The organism is Billgrantia sp. C5P2 (assembly GCF_051062895.2).
In genome coordinates, this window is sequence record NZ_CM128542.1 from 2630786 (window position 1) to 2655587 (window position 24802).

Below are 24802 nucleotides of genomic sequence, written 5' to 3' on the forward strand. Positions count from 1 at the left end.
GAGATCGGGGCGCGCCGGAGTCTCCCGCTTCCTGCGTCGCACCAGCGCACCGCTGCCGATCAGCATGCCCAGGGTGATCACGCCGGCTGCCAGCGCCAGCAGCGGCGTGGCCTCGGCATAGCCGGCCACGATCAGTACCACCGTGGAGAGCAGCGGCGTGGCGTAGGCCAGTAACCCAAGCAAGTGCAGGTCGCCGTGCTTGACGCCGACGTCCCAGGTGAAGAAGGCGCTGCCCACCGGCCCCAGGCCCAGGCCGATCACGCCCAGCCACTCGATACCCTGGGGCCAGCGCGTCGCTTCGAACAGCCCATGGCAGGCGAAGGCCAACAGTGCCGTCACCAAGCAGAAGCCGCCCACCGCGGCCGTGGGCACCGTCTTCTTGGCCCGCGACAGCACGGAGTAGCCGCTCCACACCAAGGCACAGGCAAAAGCGGCCCCGTAGCCCAGCGCACTACCGCCGCCGCCCAGGTCGCCGCCGATCAGCAGCGCCGCCCCGGCGAAGCCCAGCAGCCCACCGACCACGTGCCTGGCCAACAGGCGCTCTCCCGGTAGCATGCCGACGAACAGCACGATCAACAGCGGCCACAAGTAGCTGATCAGTCCCGCGTTGGCCGGCGGTGCATTCTGCTGGGCGACGAAGTAGAGCGCGTGATAGCCGAACAGCCCACCAACGCCCAGCGCCCAGACCGAAGGAGCCTGACGCAGCGGCGCGATGAACGACTCGCCCCGCCCCAGGGCCCAGGCGAGAAAGCAGAGGAAGGCGATGCCGAATGCCAGGCCGGTGAGCAGAAACGGTGGCACCGGGCCCGAGAGCTGGGTCAGGGTGGCGAGCAGCGCCCAGTTGAGAATGGTGGTGGCCCCGATGGCCGTGGCCTGGCGTCGGGTCAGAGCGGACATGATGAGACCTCGTCAGCATTGTCGAGGTCACAGCATGTGCTTTACGTAGGGACGCGGCTTGTCGAATCCTGACCTCTTTCCGAGGCGCCGCCCGCGGCCATCAGCCGCCGCCACTCACTCGGCGAGACACCATGCCGCCGGCGAAAGCTGTGTGAGAAATGGGCGCTGTCGGCAAAGCCGCAGGCCAGGGCCACCTCGGTGAGCGAGGCACCACCGACCCGGAGCAACTCGCAGGCGTGAGCCAACCGCTGCCGTACCAGCCACTCGTGGGGCGACAGGCCGGTCAACGCGCGGAACTGACGGGCGAAGACGGCCTCGGCCAGGTGGCAGCGCACTGCCATGTCGGCAACACGCCATGGATGCGCCAGGTCGGCGCGTACGGCGGGCAGCAGCTCGAGCAGCTTCAGCCGCGGCGGTACGGCGCGCCGGCCCCCGGCTGCTAATGCCAGTTCAAGCCAGCGCCCCAGGGACTGGCCCGTTCCATCCAGCCTTTCGCCGCAGGCCACCAGCTCTTCGGGCAGACGCCGAACCTGGCCTTGCAGTAGCCCCTCGAAGGCCAGCGCCTCGCACCATGCCTCGGGCAGGTCGAGTACCAGCACGCGGTTATCGCCCGGTGCCAGGTAGTGGTGCACGTCACCGCTCGCCACCGGGGCCAACATGCCGCGGGTCACATGCGTGAGCCGGCCTGCCGACTCGAGCTCCAGCGCACCATCGAGCCCCAGCAGCAGTTGGTGGTAGCCATGACGGTCGCTCAGCACGCGATCGGGATAGCATCGCGCCTCGATGACCGGACGTTCCAGTGTGTCGGACATGCTAGAACCAGTGCTTGCGCTTGAACCACACCACCATGCCGATGGCAACGGCGACCATCAAACCCCATACCATAGGATAGCCCCAGTACCAGCTTAGCTCGGGCATGGCGAAGGGGCTGGTGGGGTGGGCGAAATTCATGCCGTACACGCCGGCAATGAAGGTCAGGGGCATGAACACGGTGGCGACGATTGTGAGCTTACGCATGCTCTCGTTGAGCCGATGGCTCATGCTCGAAAGATAGATGTCGAGCAGGCTCGCCGTCATGTCGCGATAGCTTTCCACCAGGTCCAGCACCTGTACGGTGTGGTCGTAGACGTCTCGCATCCACAAGCGCGTGTCGGGCGTGAACAGGTCGTCATGGTCGCGCAGCAACTGGTTGATCACCTCGCGGGTGGGCCACAGGTAGCGGCGCAGCATGATCAGTTCGCGCTTCAGCCCGTGCAGGCGCTCCAGCGTCGAGCTGTCAGGTTGATTGAGGATCTCCATCTCGAGTTCCTCGATGCGCTCGCCCACTCCATCCAGCACCGGGAAGGCGTGGTCCACGGCGGCATCGAGCAGGCCATAGAGCAGGTCGTCCGGCTCCCCCAAGGCGCGCCCACCACGCTCCTTGAGCCGGCGCCGCACCTCGACGAACGGATCCAGCGTCTCGGCCATGACGCTGGCGACGATATTGCCGGCCATGAACAGGGTCAACTGGTAGAGGTGCAGGTTACCTTCATCGTCTACCTCGGGGATGCCGAGGGTGACCACCAGCGATTCCTCGAAGCGCTCGACCTTGGGCCGCTGGCCGCCGTTGAGGATGTCCTCCTGGGCCAACGGATGCAGCCCCACCCGCTCGCCGAGCAGCTCGAGCTCCTCGGACGTCGGCATGCCCTGCACGTCCAGCCAGCACAGCACCCCCTCCTCCGACACCTCGGGAATCGCCTCGGACACGATCTCGTGCATCTCGCCCCAGCGGCCGCCTTCGCGTCGTGCCAGCAGGAACGTCGCCGGCCCCTGCAGGGCGACTTGTTCGAGGGACAGGTCGCGCAGCGTACCGGGCGCCGTGCCGGCCGGGTGATAGTGCTTCTGGAACAGTCGGGTCATGAATGGCTTCCTTGGCAAGAACGGCCAGCTCCAATACTGGCATGTTCGGGCCATGCTGCGCATCCGCCTCTCGCGCTCGCCATGGCCATCGTTGCTTCGGCGCTGCTCGGGACAAGAACGGGATTCGTCTACGCTGAGACGAGTTGCCCCGTGTGGCACCCAGACAGTCCAAGGAAGGAGCCGGTCATGTCGTTTTCCGTAGGCGAGCTGTTCGTCGCGCTGATGTTGATCTCCCTGGCATTGCTGGCGAGCAATGTCGTCCTGTCGCCTGATACTCACCGTGGCCTGGCTGGCCTACGGGCTGATCTACTTCGGCCGCATGGTGCCGGAGCGAGGGCGTGACAGGTGGTGACGGCGAGTACTCTGGTGCCTGCCAGCCGCTTGGGCCATAGTGTCGGTTAGGCCCCAGAACGAACTCGGAACGCCATGCTGCCCATCCAAGGGATCGATCATCTGGTACTGCGCATCCGCGACACCGATGCCATGCTCGCCTTCTACTGCGAGGTATTGGGCTGCACCGTGGAAAAGCATCAGGAAGAGATTGGCCTGATCCAACTACGCGCCGGACGCAGCCTGATCGACCTGGTACCCGTGGAAGGCCCGCTGGGGCAGCGTGGCGGCGCAGCCCCCGGAAGCGAGGGGCGCAATCTCGATCACTTCTGCCTGCGCGTGGAACCTTTCGACGCAGGGGCGATTCGCCAATACCTTGCCACCCATGGCATCGAGGTCGGTGAACTCAAGCAACGCTACGGCGCCGAAGGCCCGGGCCCCTCGATCTATCTCGAAGACCCCGAAGGCAATACCATCGAACTCAAGGGGGCGCCCGCCTGAGCGACAGCATCGCCCTAGTCGCGCCGTCGTTTTGATGTACAGAAACCATCAGAGCGCACAAGAAACTGTAGAGCGTCGCACTACCGGCGTTATCAGGTTTGAAGGAACAGCACGTCAGCTCCTCACTCCCTGCAGCCACGCCATCACGAGGTCCGCCATGGCCTCGTCGCCAAGCCCCTGCGCCTCCAGCGATGCCCAGGTGGTAAACGCCAGGGCATGACGCAGCGTAGTGGTTGGGAGCGAATCCTCCGCCCCCCCGAAGCCCTTACCTATCGTCTCGCCCAACGCATTCAACTGGCCGCGAAAACTCTCCATGGGTCCCTGAAGCGCCGGCACCTTGGGCTCGTCGCGAATAGCGGCCCGCCACATTCGCTGGGTATCACGATAGTAGCGATAGAAGGCCACCAGCGCGGCGCGGGCCTGGTTCTGCCCCACTTCGTGGGAGGCCCAGGCGGCAGGGTCCGGCGGCGGGTTGAGCTCGAGCCAGTGACGGGTACAGGCCGCGAAGACCGCAGTTTCGTCAGGAAAGTGACGATAGACGGTCAGACGCTGCACGCCGGCCCGTTGGGCGATGGCACTTATGGTGGTGGCACTCGGGCCGATCTCTTCATGCAGCGCCATGGTCGCCTCGACGATGCGCAGGCGGGTCTCTTCGCGGTCGGCGGCGCGCTTACGTTGGGTATAACGTCGTGTCTCGGTCATTAAGTGAACATACATGTTCACTCAACTCTTGACAAGCGCCGTCCCTGAGTTTTCACTTGCGACGTGAACAATGGTGTTCACTGAAAACAGATCAAGACCCCGGAGCCTGACGATGACCGACAATAATCCTGTAATGCTGACCACCCGGGAGACCGGAAACGACTGGTGTGTGCTACCCGCCTTCCTGCCGTTGCCCGGCATGGGCGGCCTGGCGGTCAACGCCTTCCTGCACAAGGGCCAAGAGCCGGTACTGGTAGACACCGGCCTGGCCGCGCTCGGCGACGCGTTCCTAGAAGCTCTCGAGGCGGAAATCGACCTCACCGACCTGCGCTGGATCTGGCTGAGCCACACCGATGCCGACCATATCGGCAACCTGGCCCGGATCCTGGAACGCGCCCCCAGGGCAAGGGTCGTGACCAGCTTCCTCGGCATGGGCAAGATGGGCCTGCTCGGCCTCGACGTCAGCCGCGTACAGCTGCTGGAGCCGGGTGCACGGCTCACGCTTGGGGACCGCGAGCTGGTGCCGCTGCGCCCGCCTTACTACGACGCACCGGAGACACTTGGCTTCCTCGATACCCGCTCGCGCACCCTGTTCGCTGCCGACAGCTTTGGTGCCCTGCTTCCCCAACCGGCGGAAAACGTAGCGGAAATCGAGGCGCAAACCCTGCGTGCCGGGATGGTGACCTGGTCATCGATCGACGCCCCCTGGCTGGCCACGGTCGACCGAGCAGCCTTGGGCCGATCACTGCATGCCCTGGAGCGCCTGGCGCCGACCACGGTGCTCTCCGGCCACCTACCGCTTGCCGAAGGAAACCTCTCGACGCTCACGGCGCTGGTGCACGAGGCTTGGTGCCTGGCCCCGGCCACCGAGACTGACCCACAGACGATCGAGGCCGTGGCAGCGCAATTGGATAGCAGCATGGAAATCCGACAGGAGGCATGAAAGCAGTCAGCCATGCTCGGCACTTCCACATGACGAAAAAGGCCCGACGCCGTGAGACGCCGGGTCTGTCCGTCACAGGGGCGCCTTCAGACGTGCATGATCTCGTCCTTGAGCGAATAGGCGATGCCGAGCATCTCCTGGCGCGTCTGGGGGTCAACTCCATGCTTGTCGAGCACTGCGAGGATGTCGTCGATGGCGGCCATGTACTCCGCCTCGCTGATGTTCATGCCGCGATGCGCCTCCAGCATGCTCTTGCCGTGGTATTCACCCGGCCCCCCGCCGCCGAAGGTAAGAAACTGCCGCAGGTGGCCCTTGACTGTCTCCAGGTACTCCAGGTCGTCCCGGTAGGGCAGGAATCGCGCCTGGATTTTCGGGTTCTGCATATGCGCCTCGACGATATCCTCGACCAGGCTAGCGATGCCGACTTCCCCGCCCAGCCGCTCGTACAGTGTTGTTGTGTTCATGTCTCGCCTCCCGGGTCGGATGTCATCCGACCCTTGCCTCCGGTTTCGGACCGGCCTTGTGGTCGATCCGGAAATAGACCGGTCGGTTCAGAGCCCGGGTAAAAAAAATTCTACCCGGCGGCGGCAGAGAAGTAGAAATCGAGCATCGCCTCGAGGGGAGCCGGATCGCCACGCAATCGACTACGTAGCGCTGCGCCTTCCCAACAATCCACCAGCAGGTCCGCCATCTTGCGTGGCTCGCTGCCGGGGGGCAGTTCGCCCCGCTGGCGCGCCTCTTCCAGGCAACCTGCGATACGCTCGGCGATGGTAGCGAAACAGCTGGCGATCTTGCGACGAAACACGTCGTTTACTCCAGACAGTTCCTGCCCCACCCCTCCTAGCAAGCATCCCAGGTAGCCCTCCTCGCGGTACTTCTCTCCCGATAGTTCAAAGAAGCGTCGAACCCGGTCCAGGGGCGGCAGGTCCTGGTTGCCCAGCGTCAGATCCAGCCCCTGGTGAACCTCGACCATGTAGCGGTCGATCACCTGCAGGGCGAAGTCCTCCTTGCTCTTGAAATGATGGTAGAAGGAGCCCTTGGGCGTCTTCGTCTCATCGAGCAAGGCCTGGATACCCAGATCGTTGTAGCCGCACCGTAGCAACATCCCCAATCCCGCATCGAGCAGGCGTTCCTTCGTCGTATGGGCCATAGACACTCCATCCAGACCGAACGGTCTAGTTTCAATATGGTTCAACGCAGCGTTACGTCAAGGACTATCGGCCGGCCCGCATTGAAGGGCCAAAAGAAGCACAGCGTTGACATGAGCCAAGGCACGGGCAGGGAAAAGCCCACTATAGTGGAAACCGTTCATCGCATCTTTACGGCAGGCACGCAACGCGATGCGATGAAAGTTCTCCACGTGCTTCAGGGAGTTTGCATGAGAAGAACAATCAACGTTTGTCCAGGCCCACCCGTCAGTAACCGAGCTGCAAAAGGCCGGAGGTTGGCACGGCCCAGCCACTGGCGTACTTCCTGACGATTGCCGCAAGCGACCACATGGCACTTGCCCTCGTCATCCTGCTACCGCTGCTGGGCGCGATGCTGCCCGTATTTCGCCGTGGCGGCACGTCTCGACAGCTCGCCTGTCTCGCCGCCCTGCCTGCCGTTTCGTGTTTCGCTCTGCTGCTGAGCTGGCTGCCGCGGGTCTCGAGCGGCGAGACCGTCATTTACGAACTGAGTTGGCTGCCCTCTCTGGGGTTGAACGTGGCGCTGCGCCTGGACGGCCTGGGCCTGCTGTTCGCCCTGCTGATCACCGGCATCGGCTGTCTGATCCTGCTATATGCCCGTTACTACTTCGAAGGCAGCGCTTCGGCCGCACGTTTCTACACCCTGATGCTGCTGTTCATGGCGGCCATGCTGGGCATCGTGCTATGCGAAAACCTGCTGTTCATGCTGGTGTTCTGGGAGCTGACCAGCCTGGTGTCGTTCCTGCTCATCGGCTTTCACAGCGACCGCCATGCCTCCAGGCTGGGAGCAAGGATGTCACTGGTAATCACCGGCGGCGGTGGATTGCTGCTGCTGGGGGGCATCGTGCTGCTGGGTCAGGCCGCCGGCGGCTATGAACTCTCGGTGGTGCTCGAGGCCGGAGAGCGAATCCGCGCTCATGAGCACTATGCCCTGATGCTCAACCTGATCCTGCTCGGAGCCTTCACCAAGTCGGCCCAGTTCCCCTTCCACCTCTGGCTACCTCACGCCATGACCGCGCCGACACCGGTCTCGGCCTATCTGCACAGCGCCACCATGGTCAAGGCGGGGCTGTTTCTGCTCGCCCGGCTGCATCCGGCCCTGGCGGAAACCGAACTGTGGTTTTACCTGGTCACCCTGACCGGCATGCTGACGCTGATGGTGGGCGCCTTCGTGGCCATGTTCATGCACGACATGAAGGGGCTGCTGGCCTATTCCACGGTGTCCCACCTGGGGCTGATCATGCTGTTGCTGGGCCTGGGAACGCCCATGGCCGTGGCGGCGGCGCTCTTCCACCTGGTATGCCACGCACTGTTCAAGGCACCGCTGTTCATGATGGCGGGCTACGTGGACCGCGCCACCGGCACTCGCGACATGCGCCATATCAACGGCATGTGGCGATTCATGCCGGTGCTGATGGCGCTGTCGGCGATTCCCGCCGCCGCCATGGCCGGTCTGCCGCTGATGAGCGGCTACCTGAGCAAGAAGATGCTGTTCGGCGAGAGCCTGCTGGTAACGACGCCCAGTTGGGCGACCCTGGTGATCCCCACCTGGGTGACGCTGGCGGGGCTGTTCTCGGTGGCCTACTCGATTCGTATCTTCCACAACGTCTACTTCAACGGCAGGCCCATCGATCTGCCCATCTGGCCACCCCGGCAACCCCGCCTGGCGGCCTTGACGCCCATCGCGCTGCTGGCCCTGGCCACGCTCTACGTGGGCCTGGCACCGGCGGGGCTCAACACGCTTCTGATCCACCCGGCGTTCCTGGCGTCTCGCCAGGCCGACCTCTCCGCCTACGACTTCGCGGCGCTGGGTGGCCCCCTGCCCATGATCATGAGCCTCGTCGCGCTGGCGGGCGGCGCGCTCTTCTACATGATTCGCGATCCGCTGTTCCGTCTTCACGCTCGGCTGCCCGAGGTGGATGCCAAGGAGATCTTCGACTGGATCATGCTGCGTATCATCGCTTTCTCCCAGCAGCGAGTCTTCCAGCTCGAGAACGGTTCGCAGCAGCGCTATCTGGTCTTCATCATGATCACCGTCGTGGTACTGGTCGGCGTGGAACTGCTCGCCGTGGCACGCTGGAACGGCGGCGTGCCGCTCGCACCTCTCGATCCGCTGACCTTACTGGCCGCCATCCTGCTCTGCCTGGCGTCCATCGGCGTGGTGGTCTTCCATCACTATCGGCTGCCGGCGCTGTTGCTGCTCGGGGTGACCGGGCTCTTCGTCACCGTCGCCTTCGCCCGCTTCTCGGCGCCGGACCTCGCCCTGACCCAGCTGATGGTGGAGGTAATGGCGGTAGTGATCATGATGCTTGCGCTCTCCTTCCTGCCCCAGCAATCACCCCGGGAATCCTCGCGCAGGAGGACGGCACGCGACCTCGCCATCGCCGGCCTGATGGGCGGCGGCGTGGCAGCCTTCAGTTTCGCCATCCTGACCCGGCCGCAACAGAGCATCTCCGACTTCTTCCTCGCCAACAGCCTGCCCGGTGGTGGCGGCACCAACGTGGTCAACGTGATCCTTGTAGACTTCCGCGGCTTCGATACCCTCGGCGAGATCACCGTGCTGGGTATCGCGGCGGTGGCTGTGTTCGCCTTCACCCGCGACCTGCACCTCAAGGAGCGGGTAGTCGACACCAACCCTGCACACTGGGTCGCCGAACCGCACCCGATCATGCTCGGCACCGTGGCCCGGCTGGTGCTGCCTATCGCCCTGCTGGTCTCGGCCTATATCTTCCTGCGCGGCCACAACCTGCCGGGCGGCGGCTTCATCGCCGGGCTGATCACTGCCGTGGCGCTGACGCTGCAGTACATGGCGGGCGGGCTGGTGTGGGCCCAGGCGCGCATGCTGACCGCCTTCCGGCCGCTGATCGGTGCCGGCATCCTGATCGCCGTGCTCACCGGTCTCGGCAGCTGGCTGTTCGGCTACCCCTTCCTCACCTCGGCCCATGGCCACATGCACCTGCCGCTGATCGGCGATTTCGAGCTGGCCACCGCGATGCTCTTCGACCTCGGCGTCTACGCCACCGTGGTCGGGGCCACACTGCTGATACTGGCCAACCTCGGCAAGCTGATGACCGTGGCGGGCCCCGGCAAGGAGATCGGCTGATGGAACTGCTCTATGCGATAACCCTGGGCGTGCTGACCACCTGTGGGATCTACCTGTTGCTTCGGGCACGCACCTTCACGGTGATCCTCGGGCTCACCCTGCTCTCCCATGCCGTCAATCTCTATCTGTTCGCCTCCGGCCGTCTGGTCGCCGGCGCGCCGGCCATCGTCGGCTTCAGCGAGCGCTCGGCGGACCCTCTGCCCCAGGCCCTGGTGCTCACCGCCATCGTCATCGGCTTCGCCATGACCGCCTTCGTGGTGGTGCTGGCGCTCAAGGCGGCGGTGGAGCTGCGCAACGACCACGTCGACGGCGAGAACCCGGACGAGGACCTTGCATGAACCACGCCCTCATCCTGCCGATACTGCTGCCGCTGGTGACAGGAGCAAGCCAGCTGCTGCTCTATCGGCTGCCTTTCGGCGTGCAGCGCCTGGTGGGTGTCGCCAGCACCCTGGGCCTGGTGCTATTGGGCGTGTGGGGATTGGCCATGGCCGGCTCGGGGGAGTATCAGCTCTACCACGCCGGCGACTGGCCCGCGCCCTTCGGCATCGTGCTGGTTCTCGACCGCCTCTCCGCCATCATGCTGGCACTTACCGCCGTGCTGGGCTTCTGCTGCCTGCTCTACGCCAGCAGCGGTAGCAGCACCGACAAGCGCGGCGCGCACTTCCACGCCCTGTTCCAGTTCCAGTTGGCCGGCCTCAACGGCGCCTTCCTGACCGGCGACCTGTTCAACCTCTTTGTGTTCTTCGAGATCCTGCTGATCGCCTCCTACGCCCTGCTGCTGCACGGGGGCGGCCGCGCCCGCAGCCGCGCCGGGCTGCACTATGTGGTTATCAACCTGGCCGGCTCCGCGCTGTTCCTGATCGCCCTGGGCACCCTCTATGGCCTCACCGGCACCCTCAACATGGCCGACCTGGCCTTGCGCGTGGCGGAGGCACCGCCGGAAGATGCGCCGCTGCTCGCCGCCGCCAGCCTGATCCTGCTGGTGGTATTCGGCATCAAGGCCGCCATCCTGCCGCTGCTGTTCTGGCTGCCCCGTGCCTACTCGGCCTCCAGTGCGCCGGTGGCTGCGCTCTTCGCCATCATGACCAAGGTCGGCGTTTACGCCATCCTGCGGGTTTTCCTGCTGGTCTTTGCGCTCGGCGAATCGCCGGTCAACGCGACCGCCTGGCTCTGGCTGTGGCCGCTGGCGCTGCTGACCCTGGCGCTGGGCGGCGTCGGGGTACTGGGCTCGAACAGCCTGCGCACCCTGACCGCCTATCTGGTGATCCTCTCGGTGGGCACCCTGCTGGCCACCATCAGCTTCGTCACCCCGGCGGCACTCGGCGCCGCACTCTTCTACCTGATCCACAGCACCGGCATGACCGCCGTCTTCTTCCTGCTGGCCGACCTGCTGGGCCGGCAGCGCGAGGAAGGCTACGACCGCTTCTCGGCGATCGGGCCCATCGGTCATCGTTGGCTGCTGGGCACCCTGTTCTTCGTCGCCGCCATCGCCATGGCGGGCCTGCCGCCGTTCAGCGGCTTCGTCAGCAAGGCGTGGATTCTTCAGGCGAGTTCGCAGGAGCCCCAGGGCCTGTGGCTGTGGGGCGTGCTGCTCACCGCCGCGCTGTTGACCCTGATCGCTCTCAGCCGCACCGGCAGCAACTGGTTCTGGCGCCCCGCTGCCATGGCCAAGCCGTACCCGCTCGAACGCGGTCCGCTGGCACTGGTCTCCACCATGGTCGGCCTCAACGGGCTACTGGCGGTGTTCGGCGAGCCAGTGATGGGTTACCTCGAACTGACCGCCGAGCAGTTGCTCGACCCACAGGCCTATATCGCCGCCGTGCTGCCGCAGGCCATCGCTTCGGCACAGGAGATCGCGCCATGACGCCCTCACCGTTCCGCTCCCGGCAGTTCTGGCTGCCGCATCCCCTGTTCTCGCTGTTCCTGGCGCTGCTATGGCTGTTGATGGTCAACGACTTCAGCGTGGCCCATGCCCTACTGGGGCTGGCCCTGGGCGTGGCCATTCCCTTCGTGACCCACGCCTTCTGGGCCGAAGAGGCGAAGATCAAGCGACCCCTGCCGTTGCTGCGCTACCTGCTGGTGCTGCTGGTGGACATCCTGCGCTCCAACCTGGTGGTGGCCATTCGCATCCTGCGCCCCGCCCGGCATCTGCAGCCTGGCTTCTTCCTCTACCCCCTGGCCCTGGACGACGACTTCGCCATCACCATCCTGGCCAGCACCATCTCGCTGACGCCCGGCACCGTCTCGATCCACCACGATGCGAAGGCCAATACCCTGCTGGTCCACGCTCTACACCTGGAGGACGAGGCCGAGGCCATCGCCACCATTCGCGAACGCTACGAACAGCCACTCGAGGAGATCTTCCGATGATCGCTACCGTCATCACGGTCGCCATGACTCTCTTCGCCATTGCCGCCCTGCTCAATCTCTATCGGCTGGCCGTCGGCCCGGACATCGTCGACCGGATCCTGGCGCTGGACACGCTGATGATCAACAGCATCGCGCTGATCGTGCTGGCAGACATCCGGATGGGGCTGGGCGTGCTGTTCGAGCTGGCCCTGCTGATAGCGCTGATGGGCTTCGTCAGCACTGTCGCCATGAGCAAGTACCTGCTACGAGGAGACGTGATCGAATGACCACTATCGACATGCCATGGTATCTGGAGCTCGTCGTCGCCGTCTTCCTGCTGTTCGGTGCCCTGGTGGCGCTGATCGGCTCCTGGGGGCTGGCCAAGCTGCCCGATTTCTACACGCGCCTTCACGGCCCCACCAAGGCCAGCACCCTGGGCGTCGGCTGCACCCTGATCGGCTCGCTGATCTACTTCAGCTACCAACAGGGCGGCGTCTCGTTCCAGGAGGCCTTGGTGACGATCTTCCTGTTCGCCACCGCACCGGTCAGCGCCCATATGATGGGCAAGGCCGCTCTGCGCCGGCGGCTCCCGGGTGTGGCGCGCACCCGCAACATGCCCGACATGTCCGAACGATAGCCCCCTGATCCGTTTCGACGCCGTTTACCGCAGGTTCAGGTCCGCGCTGCGTCAAGTGCTATCGGCCTGCCCACGCTGAGCGGTTCCACCAGCCCGGGTGGGAGCTCGCGGAAGGCGGCGTCGGCCTCGGCCCCTAGGCCGTCGAGAATACGGGTGAAGAAGGCGCGCCCCGCCACTACGGCAACGATGTCGAAGATCTCGTCATCGGCGAAGCCGTGAGCCCGCAGCGCTTCGATATCCTCGGCGCCGATTTCCTGGGCGCGGCAGGCCACCTTGGCGGCGAAGGTCATCATCGCACGCTCGGCCTCACTGAGCGGCCCCACTTTGCCCGCCACCATGGCCTGGGTCTCTTCCATGCCCAGCAGACCCGACAGGACCTTGGCATGCGCCAGCGAACAGTAGGTGTTGCCCAAGGCACGGGCGGCAGCCAGCGTCACCAGTTCGTACCGGCGCGGCTCCATCGGCCGGCGGATCGTTGCGATCAGCGCCGCCCAGCACTTCATGACCTCCGGGCGATGACAAAACACGCGGGCATAGTTGGGCAAGAATCCGAAGTGGGCCGCTTGGCGCTGGTACATCTCCTTGACCTCGCCCTCGGCCAGTTCCGGGTCAATCGTTTCGATGTAGCTCATGTTGGTTTCCTCCGTATCAGGCCGTGGTGGAGCGTGGGTGCAGCCAGGTCGGCAACAGGAGTTCAGGGTCGATCCTCGCCTCGCTGTCGTAAGCGACGCCGCACGCTGCCAGGCGTTCGCCGAGGCTACCGTCGGACCAGGCCTCGAACAGCTCACCGCAGCCGCCGAGCGGCTCGCCGCCGATGAATATCTGCGGAATGGTCGGCGCCCCGGTGCGCCGCGCCAGCACCGGTCGCAGGCGCACGCCCATGTCGTCGGCCTGACACGCCGGAGCATCCAGCTCCACGCTCACGAAGTCGACGCCCAGGCGGTCGAACAGCTTGCGTGCAGCCCAGCAGAACTCGCACCAGGCCAGGGCGAACATGACCACCGGCGCCTGAGCCAGGTAGTCGTCGAGCCGACGCTCGGCCTCCATATCGTTCGGCGATTCCTGCACTGCGGCCACACGCGCCACGGGCATGGTCGCCGGCTGGGGAGTGGGAGTATCGAAGCGACAACCGGGCGTGGAACGCGACAGCGCCAGCTCTTCCGCGTTCATCTCGTCCTCGATGCCTTCGAACAGCGGCGTGGACTGGTAGCGCTCGCCGGTGTCGGGCAGCATGCAGACCACATGGCTGCCGGCCGGCGCCCGCCGAGCCACCTGCAAGGCAGCGGCCAGGGTCGCACCCGCGGAAACGCCGACGAAGATGCCTTCCTTGCGGGCCAGCTCGCGGGCCAGTCGCAGAGCGTCCTCACCCGCCACCGGCACGACTTCGTCGACCATACCGGCGGCTACCGCCTGCTGGGCGAGCGGCGAGATGAAATCGGGGCTCCACCCCTGCATCAGGTGGGGGCGGAAACGTGGGTGGCTCCTGCCTGCCGGCTGCGCCTCGCCGCTGCCCAGCAGCGGGGCATTGTCGGGCTCGGCGACCACTACGAGGGTCGACGGATCGGCGGCTTTCAGCACCCGGGAGACACCCTTGAGCGTGCCGCCGGTACCGAAGCCGGTCACCCAGGCATGGATCGGCTCCCCTTGCATGTCCTCGAGGATCTCCTGCGCCGTGGTGCGGCTGTGTACCTCGGCATTGGCCTCGTTCTCGAACTGGCGGCACAGGAAGTAACCGTGGGTCTCGGCCAGTTCAACCGCCTTGGCCAGCATGCCGCTGCCCTTCTCGGAAGCCGGCGTGAGCACCACCCGGGCGCCCAGGAAACGCAGCAGCCGACGCCGCTCCAGGCTGAAGCTCTCGGCCATGGTCACCACCAGCGGATAGCCCTTGCGCGCGCATACCATGGCCAGGCCGATACCGGTATTGCCGCTGGTGGCCTCGATCACCGTCTGGCCGGGGCGCAAGGCGCCGCTGCGCTCGGCCGCCTCGATCACCGCCAGCGCCATGCGGTCCTTCACCGAGCCCATGGGGTTGAAGGCCTCTACCTTCACGTGCACGTTGACATCCGGCGGTGCAAGCCGGGAGAGCCGCACCAGCGGCGTGCGGCCGATGGTTTCCAGTATGCTGGCGTAGCGGGTCATGGTGAGTCTCCTCGGGGTGGGTAGACCAACAGCGTTGGCTCGTGCCGAGGAAGCCGGCGTGTAAATCAGCGTGGTTTTTCCTGCCAAAGGAGTAAAAAAATGGGCGGTCGGCCCGGTGGGAACGCGGACTATACTGCTAACGTTCTCCCATAGGGTCCTGACATGAATGCGCTGACCCTCAACCTGCTCGGCGATCTCGAAGTAATACGGGACGGGCGGGTATTGGCGCTGCCTCCCTCCCGGAAAACCCGTGCGCTGCTCGCCTACCTGGCGCGCCACTCCCGCCCCCTGAGCCGCGAACACCTGTGTGACCTGCTGTGGGAACTGCCCGACGATCCGCGTGGCTCGCTGCGCTGGAGCCTGTCCAAGCTGCGCCGGTTGGTGGACGATTCCGACAGGAACCGGCTCAAGGCGGACCGATTGGGCGTGAGCCTGGATACCACAGACATCGACATCGACGTGATCGGCCTGCATGCGCTATGCCACGGCGGCTTGGCGACGGCCGACACCGAAGTGCTCGCACAGACCGCGAGCCGCTACCGTGGCCCTTTCCTGGAAGGCCTGGAGTTGGACCGGTTTCCCGACTTCCACGCCTGGTGCCTGGCTGAGCGAGAAGCCGCCATGCGTGCCCAGACGACCCTGCTGACGACGCTTGTCGGGCGGTTCGCCGATACCCCGGATCGCGCCTTGCCCCATGCCCATGCCTGGGTGCGCCTCGCCCCCTTCGACGAGGCGGCACGCGCCTGGTTGGTGCGCCTGCTGCTGGCCCTGCACCAGCCGCGCGAAGCCGAACGACAGCTGCAGTTGGGTACGCGACTCCTCCGCGAGGCGGGCCTGCCGCTCAACGGCCAGTTGCTGCGTGCCTGGCGAGAGGCCAAGCAAGCCCAAGGCCCATCGGCATCAAGTGCCGAAACGACGATACCGCCACGCCCAACTGATGCTGAACGCCCCTTGGTCCTGGAGGGCGATACCCTCGAAGTGATGCGCTGGGCGGCGCTGCTTGCTCCCGACCCCGACCCAGCCACCCTGGGCCAGGTCTCGGGGCTCGACACCAACCGTATCGGCATGGCCCTGGAGGTGGCCGAACGGCACCAGTGGCTCTCCACCGGCCCCCAGGGGTTGCTGCGCTTCACACGCAGCGAGGTGGCCACCGAGCTGTACGAAGCAATTTCCCCGGCCCGCCGCCAGGCCATGCATCGGCGCGTTGCCGAATGGCTGACCGACGGCCCCCTGAACGACATGCGCCAAGCCAACAGCCTGGCCTACCACGCCCACGCCAGCGGCGACCTTGAACTGGCTGCCCGGGCGATGATCGAGGCCGGCCGCTTCTGCCTGCGCATCTTCGCCAACAAGGAAGCCCAGCACTTCGCCCAGCGAGGCCTGGCACTGATCGACGACATGACCGGTGTCCGGCGCGTGTGCCTGGCCCTCGAGCTTAACGACCTTCTCTACAGTGCCGCGCCCCTGGCAGATTGGGAGGCCGGCGCCGGCGAAGTGGTCGCACTGGCCGAGCAGGCGCTGGAGCACGGTGCCCTGGCCCATGCGCGGCTCGGCTATCAGTTGGCCAGCCATATTCGCTGGGCCCATGGCCAGTGGAGCGACGCCCATGAACAGACCCTGCAGGCGGAGCGTGCGACCCGCTGTTGCGAAGGCCGCGAGCAGGTCATCGCCATGGCCGAGACCGCCCGCTGCCTGGCCATGCTGGAGCGCGACCTGCACCAGGCAGCCGAACTGCTCGCCCAGGCACGCGAACTGGCCATCCGGCAGAATATCGGCCACCCCGCCATTCCGCTGGCCCAAGGCCTGCTCAGCCTGCACGAGGACCGTTTCGACAAAGCGGAAAGCTACTTCAAGGAGGCCCGCACCCTGTGCAAGGCCATGGGCGACAAGCTGGGCGAGTTCCAGGCCCAGGAGACGCTGTTGCTGATGGACTTCGAGCGTGACGATTATGCGCAGGCCCGAGAACGCTGTGCCCAACTGCGTGAACTCGCCAAGCGCCTGCGCGACGGCAGCGAGGCGCCCTATGCCGCCGCCGCCGAAGCCTTGTGCCACTACGCCCTCGAGGACGACCCCGACCCCTTCGACGTCGCTCTCGTCACCCTGCGCCACGCCGACGCGCGCCATCGCCTGGCCGTTCTGCTGCTGCAATCGGCACGGCTCGACCTCGCCCGCACGCGCGCCGAAAGCACCAGGCACCGCGCCAGTGAAGCCCTGGAGCACGCCCGGGTGCTCGAACGCCCCAGCGAGCAGTTGCTGGCCCATGCCCTGCTGGCCGAATGTGCCCGGCGCCTTGGCGACACGGTCGGCAGGCACCAGCACGCCCAGGCCGCAGAAGCGCTGGCAAGTGGGCCCGTCGCCGGCTGGGCCCGACGCCGCTGGCAAGCGCTGCTGGCCCAGCCCACAGCCGAGGACGAAGCATGATCGACGTCATCCTGGAACGTGGCTTCGACCGCCCTCTCGCGCCGGAGCTGGTTCGCTCGCTGAGCGAGGCGGCCCAACCGTGCTTCGACCTGCACCGGATTCAATGGCAGGAGAGCCTGCTGGCCCGGGATGGACGCCGCCTGGTCTGCCATTTCCTGGCCCCCGACGTGGAATCGGCACGTATCGGCCTGCGCCATGCCGGCGCCGACATCAGCTCGCTATGGGGCGGCAGCGTGCACGATGCCCCCGGCCTGAAGGCCACGGATCTGATAGCCGCCAACGTCATGGTGGAGCGCCGCTTCGCCGCGGCGGTGACCTTCGAGGCGATCCAGGCCCTGGAAGACGCTGGATCAGCGTGCCTGGACAATCATCAGGTGCGCTTCCTGCGCACTCTCTTCTCGCTCGACCGGCAGCGCATGCTCTGCCTCTACCATGCACCGGATGCCGAATCGGTACGCCTGGCCCAGCATCAGGCCGGTATGCCGGTCACCCACGTCTGGGCCTTCCAGCGCATCGCACCCGTGATGGATTCCACGCAACCCCTCTGAAAAAACCACGCCCTCTCCCACGCTGGCTCACACCTAGCCCGCCGAATCTCGCTGTTGACCGCTGACGGTCAACCCATGACGAGACACAACAACATTAAGGAGAGTCTAGATGCACACCGCCACCCAACAGATCGACAACGGCGTCAACGTCACCGCCTTGCTGGGCGCCCGCGAAGCGCTGTCCCAGGCCCCACAGGCCGCCCGCTTCACCTGGCGCGCTCACTGCGACTGGGTTCGTGGCACCCATAGCCAGATCGTCGTCGAGGACTTCCATGGCCTCGGCGAAGCCCAGCAGCACCGCTCACGCTTCACCTTCGAGGCAGACCACCCCGAGGTATTCGCTGCCGAAGATCACGGCCCCACCCCGGTGGAATACGTGCTGGTCGGCCTGGCCGCCTGCCTCACCGCTGGCGTCGCCGCCGTGGCCCAGCATCGCGGCATCCAGCTGCGCTCGGTCAAGGCCACGGTGGAAGGCGACATGGACATCCAGGGCATCCTCGGCATGGACCCCGACGTCCGCAACGGCTTCGACGATATCCGTGTGACGTTCGAGATCGACGCCGACGCCAGCCGTTCCGACATCGAGGCGCTGGTGGCCCAGTCGCAGAAGCGCTCGGCGGTCTACGACCTGCTCACCAACCCCACTCACGTGAAGGTCAGTGTGAAATGACCGCAGGGCTTCAACGCCCGCTGCACCGCCCGGCCCGCGCCGTGACCACCGTGGTCATCGGCGCGGGACACGCCGGGCTCGCCATGAGCCACCACCTGGCGCGGCGCGGCATCGACCATGTGATCCTGGAGCGCGGCGAGGTGGCCAATGCCTGGCGCAAAGAACGCTGGGACTCGCTGCGCCTGCTCACACCCAACTGGCAGACACGACTGCCCGGGCAAGCCTACAGCGGGCCGGAACCGGAAGGCTTCATGAGCGTGACGGAACTGGTCGCCTTGCTCGACCGCTACGCACGCGGCCTCTCGGCCCCGCTGCATACCGACACCGAGGTGAAAACGGTATGGCCCTCTGACGGCGGCTACCGGGTAGTCACGAATCGGGGCGACTGGCGCTGCCGGGCGGTGGTGATCGCCACCGGCGCCTGCCAGCTTCCCGTCGTGCCCGCCATGGCCGCAGCCCTGCCGCCCTGGATCGAAAGCCTCACGCCCCATGAGTATCGTCGCCCGGAGCAGTTGCCGCCGGGCGGTGTGCTGGTGGTGGGCGCCTCGGCCACCGGCGCGCAACTGGCCGACGAAATCCAGCGCAGCGGCCGCCCCGTGACGCTTGCCGTGGGGCAGCACCTGCGACTGCCGCGACGCTACCGCGGCCGCGACATCCAGTGGTGGCTGGAACAAGCGGGAATGCTCGACCAGCGCTTCGACGAGGTGGAGGACCTGGCCCGCGCCCGGCGCCAGCCCTCCCCCCAGTTGCTGGGCAGTGACGAGCCACAGGACCTGGACCTAAACGCCCTGAGGGAGCGCGGCGTACGCCTGGTCGGCCGCCTGGCGGGGCTGGCCGGCACCCGGCTGCAGTTCTCGGGTTCGCTTGCCATGCACGCCACGGCTGCGGACCTCAAGCTGGTGCGGCTGCTCGAGAACCTGGATGCCTGGGCCATCACCCACGGCTGGCACGACGCCCTGCCTGCCCCGGAGCACCTGCCACCCACGCGGGTACCGCAGCGGCCCTGCCTCGGTCTCGACCTCGCCAGCGGCGAGATCCGCACGGTGCTGTGGGCCACCGGCTTCCGGCCCGACTTCAGTTGGCTGGACGCGCCGGTATTCGACACCCGCGGGCGCCTGCGGCACGAAGGCGGCATAGTGGCGCCAGGCCTCTACGCCATGGGCCTGCCCTTCATGCGCCGGCGCAAGTCGGGCGCCATACACGGCGCCGACGATGACGCCCGCGATCTCAGCCACCACCTCTCAGGCTGGCTGGCCACGGCAGGACGGCGTCACGACTCTTTTGCCTGATGAATGCTCTGAAGCAGGCGAATGTGCTGATGCAAAAAGACCCAGCCGCTCCTACTGAGCGGCTGGGTCCTCTTTTCATAATGGCGCCAAGCGGAATGCTATAGCTCCGCTCCCACCTCCAATAGCCCCAGCATCGGCTCCAGCTCGTTGGCCAGGAAGCGCGGTTCCACGCATTCGTCGAGATGCCCCGCGGCAAAGCGCAGGAACCCCATAGCGGCATGGGGCAGGCGGCGGTCGCGGCGCACGATGAACTGCCAGTGGCTTTCGATGGGGAAGTCGACGACAGGCAGGATCGCGATATCGGGGTGCTCCGGCGGCAGCACGTGCTCGGAGAGTACGGCCAGGCCCAGCCCGGCCGCCACGCCAACGCGAATCGCTTCGTTGCTGGCCATTTGCAGTGTGGGGCCCAGCGAGAGGCCGTGCTCCTGCAGCCAGCTCTCGAACATCATGCGTGTCGCCGAGCCCGGTTCGCGCAGCAAGAAGCGCTCACGCAGCAGCTCTCCCATGGAAATGCTTTCGCGGTGCGCCAAAGGGTGCCCCTGTGGCGCGACCACCACCAGCGGGTTGCGCAGGAAGCGTCCGGCCAGCGCATGTGCCAACGAGGGAGGATGGCTGAAAACGTAGAGATCGTCGTCCTGGCGTTCGAAGCGGGTCAGCATCTGGCGGCGGTTGCCGATGTGCAGGGTCACGTCGACGTCGGGAAAGGCTTGGCTGTAGGGCCCGAGCAGGCGCGGCAGCACGTACTGGGCGGTATTGACCAGAGCGATGCTGAAGCGCCCCCGTTCGCCGCCACGCAGCGCCTCCAGGTAATCCTCGAAGTCGTCGAAGCGGCCGAGTACCTCGCGGCTGGCCCGGTAGAGCTCCCGGCCCGCTTCGGTGGTGGTCAGCCGCCCATGACCGCTGTGCAGCAACGGTTCCCCCACCGCCTCGCCCAAACGCTTGAGCTGCTGGGATACGGTCGGCTGGGTCAGGTGAAGCTGCCGCGCGGCCTCGCTGACCGAGCCCGTTCGTACCACGGCAACATAGACCTGCAGCAGACGAAACGTCAGGTGGCGTACGTTCATGGTTGGCTTCACTGCAGCATCATAGATAAATATCTATACTATTTGGCATCACATTCAATTGGAATCAATACCACTCACTCCTCACAATCCGCGCCACCTGTCATCGCGTTCCAGAAGAAGAGAGCCCATGCCCGACATCGTCGTGATGTTCTTCCTGCTCGGCCTGCTCGCCGGCGTCGTGAAATCCGATCTCACCATTCCCAAGGCCGCCTACGATACCCTGAGCCTGCTGCTGATGTTGACCATCGGCCTAAAGGGCGGCATGTCCCTGTATGGCAACCTCAACTGGTCGCTGATACCGGAACTGCTTGCCGTGGCCGCCCTGGGCGGGCTGATCCCGCTGGCCCTGATGCCGGTGCTGCGCCGCCTGGTTCGGCTATCGCCCGCCGACAGTGCCAGCATCGCCGCCCACTACGGCTCGGTCAGTGCCGGTACCTTCGCCGTGGCGCTGGCCTTCGCCGAGAGCCGTGCCCTGCCCATCGGCGCCGAGGTCACCCTCTACCTGGTGATGATGGAGCTACCCGCGATCATGGTCGCCATCGCACTGTTCCGCCGCCATTCGGGCAAGGATTCCAGCGAAGCGCTGCAAGGCATCTGGCACGAGACACTGACCAACCGCGGCGTGATCCTGCTGGCCGGCGGTGCGGTGATCGGCGCCATGTACGGCCCGGCCGAAGGCGCCAACGTCACCGACCTGCTGACGGGCGCCTTCCATGCCGTGCTGGCCCTCTTCCTGCTGCAGATGGGCCTGACCGCGGCGGAAACCCTGCGCCCGATTCCCTGGTACCACTGGCGGCTGCTCACCTTCGCCCTGGTAGCGCCGTTCGTGCTGGCCATGGCCGGCCTCGCGGTCGGCCTGATGCTCGGCCTGCCCACCGGCTCGCTGATGATTCTCACGGCACTCGCCGCCAGCGCCTCGTACATCGCCGCCCCGGCCGCCATGCGCACTGCCATCCCCCAGGCCAACATCGGCCTGGCCATGCTGGCATCGCTCGGCTTCACCTTCCCGCTGAACGTGATCGTGGGCATCCCCATCTACCACCAGCTCGCCATGTGGCTGGGCTAAACCGGCTTAACCTGTCGCCACGCCACCGGCCATACCGGCCGGTGGCGCTCATTCCAACCTTCTGCCACGCTTCCCTCTAGCCCTGTTTTACGTTCCTCTCTCGTACCCATCTTCGACATTCGTCGCACCCTTGGAAGCTGCACTTTACGTTAACGTAAACCTCGCCTAGTCTAGTACCATTCGTAAATAGCACTGCGGATTGCGCCTGCGCGGCCCGCATCACCAGACAGCTGGTCTACCACTGACACTAGGAGTTCCGCCGCCATGTTCACGTCCTACAAGCCCCTCGACTTCGGCCTCGATGACGAACTCAACATGCTGCGCGACCATGTGAACGCCTTCGCCCGCGACGAGATCGCCCCGCGCGCCGCCGAGATCGACGAGAAGAACGAATTCCCCAACGACCTGTGGCGCAAGTTCGGCGACATGGGTCTGCTCGGCATCACAGTACCGGAAGAGGACGGCGGTAGCGGCATGGGCTACCTGGCGCACTGCATCGCCATGGAGGAGATCTCCCGCGCCAGCGCCTCGGTGGGCCTCTCCTACGGCGCGCACTCCAACCTGTGCGTGAACCAGCTCAAGATCAATGCCAGTGCCGAGCAGAAAGCCAAGTACCTGCCCAAGCTGATCAGCGGCGAGCACGTCGGCGCACTGGCCATGTCCGAGCCGGGTGCGGGTTCCGACGTGGTCTCGATGAAGCTGCGCGCACGCCGCGAAGGCGACCACTACGTGCTCAACGGCAACAAGATGTGGATCACCAACGGCCCCGATGCCGACGTGCTGGTGGTCTACGCCAAGACCGACCCGGAAGCCGGCTCCAAGGGCATCACCGCCTTCATCATCGAGAAGGACTTCAAGGGCTTCTCCACCGCCCAGAAGCTCGACAAGCTGGGCATGCGCGGTTCCAACACCTGCGAGCTGGTGTTCCAGGATTGCGAAGTGCCGATCGAGAACGTGCTGGGCGAGGAAGGCAAGGGCGTGCGCGTGCTGATGAGCGGCCTGGACTACGAGCGCACCGTGCTCGCCGCCGGCCCCATCGGCATCATGCAGGCCGCCATGGACGTCGTGGTGCCCTATATTCACGAGCGCAAGCAGTTCGACCAGTCCATCGGCGAGTTCCAGCTGGTGCAAGGCAAGATCGCCGACATGTACACCACCCTGAACGCCTGCCGCGCCTACCTCTACGCCGTGGCAGCCGGCTGCGACCGCGGCCAAACCTCCAGGAAGGACGCCGCCGGCGTGATCCTCTACTGCGCCGAGAAGGCCACCCAGGTGGCGCTGGACGCCATCCAGTTGCTCGGTGGCAACGGCTACATCAACGAGTACCCCACCGGCCGCCTGCTGCGCGATGCCAAGCTGTACGAGATCGGCGCCGGAACGAGCGAAATTCGCCGTATGCTGATTGGCCGCGAAATCTACGCTGAATCCAAGTAAGGGGAGCCGGCAATGGCGATTCTGAACACCCAAGTCAATCCGCGCAGCGACGGCTTCCAGGCCAACGAAAGGGCCATGCGCCACGAGGTAATGAAGCTGCGCGAGCTGACCGCGGCGATCAGCCAGGGGGGTGGCGAGAAGGCCCGCACCCGCCACGAGTCCCGCGGCAAGCTGTTCGTGCGCGACCGCATCGACCACCTGATCGACGAAGGCTCACCCTTCCTCGAGTTCTCGGCGCTGGCGGCCCACGAGGTCTACGAGAGCGACGTGCCAGCCGCCGGCGTGGTCACCGGCATCGGCCGTGTGAGTGGCGTGGAGTGCGTGATCGTCGCCAACGACGCCACCGTCAAGGGCGGCACCTACTACCCGCTGACGGTGAAGAAGCACATCCGCGCCCAGGAGATCGCCCGCAAGCACCGCCTGCCATGCATCTACCTGGTCGACTCTGGCGGCGCCTTCCTGCCCCGTCAGGACGAAGTGTTCCCCGACCGCGACCACTTCGGCCGCATCTTCTACAACCAGGCCACCCTCTCCGCCGAAGGCATCCCGCAGATCGCCGTGGTGATGGGCTCCTGCACCGCTGGCGGCGCCTACGTGCCGGCCATGGCCGACGAGTCGATCATCGTCAAGCAGCAGGGCACCATCTTCCTCGGCGGCCCGCCGCTGGTGAAGGCCGCGACCGGCGAGAGCATCAGCGCCGAAGACCTGGGCGGCGCCGACGTGCACGCCAAGATCAGTGGCGTGGCCGACCACTACGCCGAGAACGACGCCCACGCCCTGCAGCTCGCCCGCGGCTGCGTGTCGCGGCTGAACTGGCAGAAGCGCGGCCAGCTCAAGATGCAGGAGCCGAAGCCCCCGCGGCTGGACCCCAGCGAGATCTACGGCATCGTCGGCACCGACCTCAAGAAGCCGTTCGACGTGCGCGAAGTGATCGGCCGTATCGTCGACGACTCCGACTTCGACGAGTTCAAGCGCTACTACGGCGACACCCTGGTCACCGGCTTCGCCCACATTCACGGCTATCCGGTGGGCATCGTCGCCAACAACGGCGTGCTGTTCTCCGAATCCGCCGTGAAAGGCGCCCACTTCATCGAGCTGTGCGCCCAGCGCAAGATCCCGTTGATCTTCTTGCAGAACATCACCGGCTTCATGGTCGGCTCCAAGTACGAGCACGAAGGCATCGCCAAGCACGGCGCAAAGCTCGTCACCGCCGTGGCTTGCGCCAAGGTGCCCAAGTTCACCGTGCTGATCGGCGGCAGCTTCGGCGCCGGCAACTACGGCATGTGCGGCCGCGCCTACGACCCCAACCTGCTGTTCATGTGGCCCAACGCGCGCATCTCGGTGATGGGCGGCGAACAGGCCGCCGGCGTGCTGGCCCAGGTCAAGCGCGAGCAGTACGAGCGCGAAGGCCGCGAGTGGAGCAAGGAAGAGGAAGAAGCCTTCAAGCAGCCCACCCGCGAGCAGTACGAGCACCAGGGCCACCCCTACTACGCCAGCGCACGGCTGTGGGACGACGGCGTGATCGACCCGGCCCAGACCCGCGACGTGCTGGGGCTCTCGCTCGCCGCAGCGATGAACGCGGAAGTCCAGGAAACCAAGTTCGGCGTGTTCCGGATGTGAGGT

Annotated in this window: 24 protein-coding genes and 1 pseudogene; 16 read left to right on the forward strand and 9 right to left on the reverse strand. The window is 65.9% G+C overall.

The features are described from left to right. Positions 1-63 precede the first annotated feature (63 nt). From yddG to corA, 3 genes and pseudogenes are all read right to left on the reverse strand, one after another. Positions 64-897 (reverse strand): annotated as a pseudogene (gene yddG, locus ACRWQA_RS12125) (aromatic amino acid exporter YddG); the annotation flags it as partial. Between the two features lie 41 nt (positions 898-938). Continuing rightward, positions 939-1709, reverse strand: coding sequence for a helix-turn-helix domain-containing protein (locus ACRWQA_RS12130; RefSeq protein ID WP_434227230.1), 771 nt, complete (start codon positions 1707-1709; stop codon positions 939-941). Position 1710: 1 nt separating this feature from the next. Next, entirely contained in the window at positions 1711-2796 is a 1086-nt protein-coding gene (corA, locus tag ACRWQA_RS12135; protein ID WP_434227232.1) for a magnesium/cobalt transporter CorA, read from the reverse strand. A gap of 186 nt (positions 2797-2982) precedes the next feature. Between corA and ACRWQA_RS12140 the strand changes: the two genes are divergently transcribed. Both ACRWQA_RS12140 and ACRWQA_RS12145 read left to right on the forward strand, forming a co-directional pair. Beyond that, positions 2983-3138, forward strand: a complete 156-nt coding sequence (locus tag ACRWQA_RS12140; RefSeq protein WP_434227234.1) for a hypothetical protein — start codon at positions 2983-2985, stop codon at positions 3136-3138. 84 nt (positions 3139-3222) lie between these two features. After that, positions 3223-3627, forward strand: a complete 405-nt coding sequence (locus tag ACRWQA_RS12145) for a VOC family protein (protein WP_434227236.1) — start codon at positions 3223-3225, stop codon at positions 3625-3627. A 114-nt stretch (positions 3628-3741) separates the two neighbouring features. On the opposite strand, the gene ACRWQA_RS12150 is transcribed toward ACRWQA_RS12145, so the two are convergent. Continuing rightward, positions 3742-4344, reverse strand: coding sequence for a TetR/AcrR family transcriptional regulator (locus tag ACRWQA_RS12150; protein WP_263583629.1), 603 nt, complete (start codon positions 4342-4344; stop codon positions 3742-3744). A 97-nt stretch (positions 4345-4441) separates the two neighbouring features. Between ACRWQA_RS12150 and ACRWQA_RS12155 the strand changes: the two genes are divergently transcribed. After that, positions 4442-5272, forward strand: a complete 831-nt coding sequence (locus tag ACRWQA_RS12155; protein WP_434227239.1) for an oxygen-binding di-iron domain-containing protein — start codon at positions 4442-4444, stop codon at positions 5270-5272. 86 nt (positions 5273-5358) lie between these two features. Here the strand turns inward: ACRWQA_RS12155 and ACRWQA_RS12160 are convergent, their stop codons facing one another. Then, positions 5359-5736 (reverse strand): group I truncated hemoglobin, encoded by a 378-nt coding sequence (locus ACRWQA_RS12160; RefSeq protein ID WP_263583627.1) that lies wholly within the window; start codon positions 5734-5736, stop codon positions 5359-5361. A gap of 110 nt (positions 5737-5846) precedes the next feature. Next, positions 5847-6422, reverse strand: a complete 576-nt coding sequence (locus tag ACRWQA_RS12165; RefSeq protein ID WP_263583626.1) for a TetR/AcrR family transcriptional regulator — start codon at positions 6420-6422, stop codon at positions 5847-5849. Between the two features lie 347 nt (positions 6423-6769). On the opposite strand from ACRWQA_RS12165, the gene ACRWQA_RS12170 reads away from it, so the two are divergent. Genes ACRWQA_RS12170 through ACRWQA_RS12195 form a run of 6 tightly spaced genes read left to right on the forward strand, consistent with a single transcriptional unit; the run spans position 6770 to position 12548 of the window. Beyond that, positions 6770-9562, forward strand: a complete 2793-nt coding sequence (locus ACRWQA_RS12170; protein ID WP_434227242.1) for a monovalent cation/H+ antiporter subunit A — start codon at positions 6770-6772, stop codon at positions 9560-9562. Continuing rightward, positions 9562-9900, forward strand: coding sequence for a Na+/H+ antiporter subunit C (locus ACRWQA_RS12175; protein ID WP_263583624.1), 339 nt, complete (start codon positions 9562-9564; stop codon positions 9898-9900). Before ACRWQA_RS12170 ends, ACRWQA_RS12175 begins: the two co-directional genes overlap by 1 nt. Continuing rightward, entirely contained in the window at positions 9897-11426 is a 1530-nt protein-coding gene (locus ACRWQA_RS12180) for a monovalent cation/H+ antiporter subunit D (RefSeq protein ID WP_434227244.1), read from the forward strand. The genes ACRWQA_RS12175 and ACRWQA_RS12180 overlap by 4 nt, the downstream gene beginning before the upstream one ends. Next, positions 11423-11932 carry a Na+/H+ antiporter subunit E gene (locus ACRWQA_RS12185; protein WP_434227246.1) on the forward strand — a complete coding sequence of 170 codons (510 nt, stop codon included), beginning with the start codon at positions 11423-11425 and terminating at the stop codon, positions 11930-11932. Before ACRWQA_RS12180 ends, ACRWQA_RS12185 begins: the two co-directional genes overlap by 4 nt. Further along, positions 11929-12198: a K+/H+ antiporter subunit F gene (locus ACRWQA_RS12190; protein ID WP_197568760.1), complete on the forward strand. Its 270-nt coding sequence runs from the start codon at positions 11929-11931 to the stop codon at positions 12196-12198. The genes ACRWQA_RS12185 and ACRWQA_RS12190 overlap by 4 nt, the downstream gene beginning before the upstream one ends. Beyond that, complete coding sequence (locus ACRWQA_RS12195; protein ID WP_263583621.1) at positions 12195-12548, forward strand: Na+/H+ antiporter subunit G; 354 nt, start codon at positions 12195-12197, stop codon at positions 12546-12548. Before ACRWQA_RS12190 ends, ACRWQA_RS12195 begins: the two co-directional genes overlap by 4 nt. 35 nt (positions 12549-12583) lie before the next feature. Here ACRWQA_RS12195 and ACRWQA_RS12200 read toward each other — a convergent pair whose 3' ends face one another. Continuing rightward, positions 12584-13180 carry a carboxymuconolactone decarboxylase family protein gene (locus ACRWQA_RS12200; protein ID WP_263583620.1) on the reverse strand — a complete coding sequence of 199 codons (597 nt, stop codon included), beginning with the start codon at positions 13178-13180 and terminating at the stop codon, positions 12584-12586. Between the two features lie 16 nt (positions 13181-13196). Beyond that, positions 13197-14687, reverse strand: a complete 1491-nt coding sequence (cysK, locus tag ACRWQA_RS12205) for a cysteine synthase A (RefSeq protein ID WP_434227249.1) — start codon at positions 14685-14687, stop codon at positions 13197-13199. A 162-nt stretch (positions 14688-14849) separates the two neighbouring features. On the opposite strand from cysK, the gene ACRWQA_RS12210 reads away from it, so the two are divergent. The 4 genes from ACRWQA_RS12210 to ACRWQA_RS12225 all read left to right on the forward strand — a co-directional run bounded on the left by ACRWQA_RS12210 (position 14850) and on the right by ACRWQA_RS12225 (position 19615). After that, entirely contained in the window at positions 14850-17108 is a 2259-nt protein-coding gene (locus ACRWQA_RS12210; RefSeq protein WP_434227251.1) for an ATP-binding protein, read from the forward strand. After that, a complete protein-coding gene (locus tag ACRWQA_RS12215) occupies positions 17105-17656 on the forward strand; it encodes a DUF4242 domain-containing protein (RefSeq protein ID WP_263583617.1) in 552 nt (183 codons plus the stop codon). Before ACRWQA_RS12210 ends, ACRWQA_RS12215 begins: the two co-directional genes overlap by 4 nt. 109 nt (positions 17657-17765) lie before the next feature. Further along, positions 17766-18326, forward strand: a complete 561-nt coding sequence (locus tag ACRWQA_RS12220; RefSeq protein ID WP_434227253.1) for an OsmC family protein — start codon at positions 17766-17768, stop codon at positions 18324-18326. Next, positions 18323-19615: an NAD(P)-binding domain-containing protein gene (locus tag ACRWQA_RS12225; RefSeq protein WP_263583615.1), complete on the forward strand. Its 1293-nt coding sequence runs from the start codon at positions 18323-18325 to the stop codon at positions 19613-19615. Before ACRWQA_RS12220 ends, ACRWQA_RS12225 begins: the two co-directional genes overlap by 4 nt. A gap of 98 nt (positions 19616-19713) precedes the next feature. On the opposite strand, the gene ACRWQA_RS12230 is transcribed toward ACRWQA_RS12225, so the two are convergent. Further along, a complete protein-coding gene (locus ACRWQA_RS12230) occupies positions 19714-20679 on the reverse strand; it encodes a LysR family transcriptional regulator (RefSeq protein ID WP_263583614.1) in 966 nt (321 codons plus the stop codon). A 127-nt stretch (positions 20680-20806) separates the two neighbouring features. Here ACRWQA_RS12230 and ACRWQA_RS12235 point away from each other — a divergent pair, with 127 nt between their 5' ends. The 3 genes from ACRWQA_RS12235 to ACRWQA_RS12245 all read left to right on the forward strand — a co-directional run bounded on the left by ACRWQA_RS12235 (position 20807) and on the right by ACRWQA_RS12245 (position 24799). After that, complete coding sequence (locus ACRWQA_RS12235; RefSeq protein WP_263583613.1) at positions 20807-21745, forward strand: sodium-dependent bicarbonate transport family permease; 939 nt, start codon at positions 20807-20809, stop codon at positions 21743-21745. A gap of 264 nt (positions 21746-22009) precedes the next feature. Continuing rightward, positions 22010-23179 carry an isovaleryl-CoA dehydrogenase gene (locus ACRWQA_RS12240; protein WP_263583612.1) on the forward strand — a complete coding sequence of 390 codons (1170 nt, stop codon included), beginning with the start codon at positions 22010-22012 and terminating at the stop codon, positions 23177-23179. A 12-nt stretch (positions 23180-23191) separates the two neighbouring features. Then, a complete protein-coding gene (locus tag ACRWQA_RS12245; protein ID WP_434227257.1) occupies positions 23192-24799 on the forward strand; it encodes a carboxyl transferase domain-containing protein in 1608 nt (535 codons plus the stop codon). The last annotated feature ends 3 nt before the right edge of the window (positions 24800-24802 follow it).

Bases quoted from the DNA above. Each gene is read 5' to 3' on its own strand.
- ACRWQA_RS12130 (WP_434227230.1), bottom strand. From the start codon at position 1,709: ATGTCCGACACACTGGAACGTCCGGTCATCGAGGCGCGATGCTATCCC.
- corA (WP_434227232.1), bottom strand. From the start codon at position 2,796: ATGACCCGACTGTTCCAGAAGCACTATCACCCGGCCGGCACGGCGCCC.
- ACRWQA_RS12140 (WP_434227234.1), top strand. From the start codon at position 2,983: ATGTCGTTTTCCGTAGGCGAGCTGTTCGTCGCGCTGATGTTGATCTCC.
- ACRWQA_RS12145 (WP_434227236.1), top strand. From the start codon at position 3,223: ATGCTGCCCATCCAAGGGATCGATCATCTGGTACTGCGCATCCGCGAC.
- ACRWQA_RS12150 (WP_263583629.1), bottom strand. From the start codon at position 4,344: ATGTATGTTCACTTAATGACCGAGACACGACGTTATACCCAACGTAAG.
- ACRWQA_RS12155 (WP_434227239.1), top strand. From the start codon at position 4,442: ATGACCGACAATAATCCTGTAATGCTGACCACCCGGGAGACCGGAAAC.
- ACRWQA_RS12160 (WP_263583627.1), bottom strand. From the start codon at position 5,736: ATGAACACAACAACACTGTACGAGCGGCTGGGCGGGGAAGTCGGCATC.
- ACRWQA_RS12165 (WP_263583626.1), bottom strand. From the start codon at position 6,422: ATGGCCCATACGACGAAGGAACGCCTGCTCGATGCGGGATTGGGGATG.
- ACRWQA_RS12170 (WP_434227242.1), top strand. From the start codon at position 6,770: ATGGCACTTGCCCTCGTCATCCTGCTACCGCTGCTGGGCGCGATGCTG.
- ACRWQA_RS12175 (WP_263583624.1), top strand. From the start codon at position 9,562: ATGGAACTGCTCTATGCGATAACCCTGGGCGTGCTGACCACCTGTGGG.
- ACRWQA_RS12180 (WP_434227244.1), top strand. From the start codon at position 9,897: ATGAACCACGCCCTCATCCTGCCGATACTGCTGCCGCTGGTGACAGGA.
- ACRWQA_RS12185 (WP_434227246.1), top strand. From the start codon at position 11,423: ATGACGCCCTCACCGTTCCGCTCCCGGCAGTTCTGGCTGCCGCATCCC.
- ACRWQA_RS12190 (WP_197568760.1), top strand. From the start codon at position 11,929: ATGATCGCTACCGTCATCACGGTCGCCATGACTCTCTTCGCCATTGCC.
- ACRWQA_RS12195 (WP_263583621.1), top strand. From the start codon at position 12,195: ATGACCACTATCGACATGCCATGGTATCTGGAGCTCGTCGTCGCCGTC.
- ACRWQA_RS12200 (WP_263583620.1), bottom strand. From the start codon at position 13,180: ATGAGCTACATCGAAACGATTGACCCGGAACTGGCCGAGGGCGAGGTC.
- cysK (WP_434227249.1), bottom strand. From the start codon at position 14,687: ATGACCCGCTACGCCAGCATACTGGAAACCATCGGCCGCACGCCGCTG.
- ACRWQA_RS12210 (WP_434227251.1), top strand. From the start codon at position 14,850: ATGAATGCGCTGACCCTCAACCTGCTCGGCGATCTCGAAGTAATACGG.
- ACRWQA_RS12215 (WP_263583617.1), top strand. From the start codon at position 17,105: ATGATCGACGTCATCCTGGAACGTGGCTTCGACCGCCCTCTCGCGCCG.
- ACRWQA_RS12220 (WP_434227253.1), top strand. From the start codon at position 17,766: ATGCACACCGCCACCCAACAGATCGACAACGGCGTCAACGTCACCGCC.
- ACRWQA_RS12225 (WP_263583615.1), top strand. From the start codon at position 18,323: ATGACCGCAGGGCTTCAACGCCCGCTGCACCGCCCGGCCCGCGCCGTG.
- ACRWQA_RS12230 (WP_263583614.1), bottom strand. From the start codon at position 20,679: ATGAACGTACGCCACCTGACGTTTCGTCTGCTGCAGGTCTATGTTGCC.
- ACRWQA_RS12235 (WP_263583613.1), top strand. From the start codon at position 20,807: ATGCCCGACATCGTCGTGATGTTCTTCCTGCTCGGCCTGCTCGCCGGC.
- ACRWQA_RS12240 (WP_263583612.1), top strand. From the start codon at position 22,010: ATGTTCACGTCCTACAAGCCCCTCGACTTCGGCCTCGATGACGAACTC.
- ACRWQA_RS12245 (WP_434227257.1), top strand. From the start codon at position 23,192: ATGGCGATTCTGAACACCCAAGTCAATCCGCGCAGCGACGGCTTCCAG.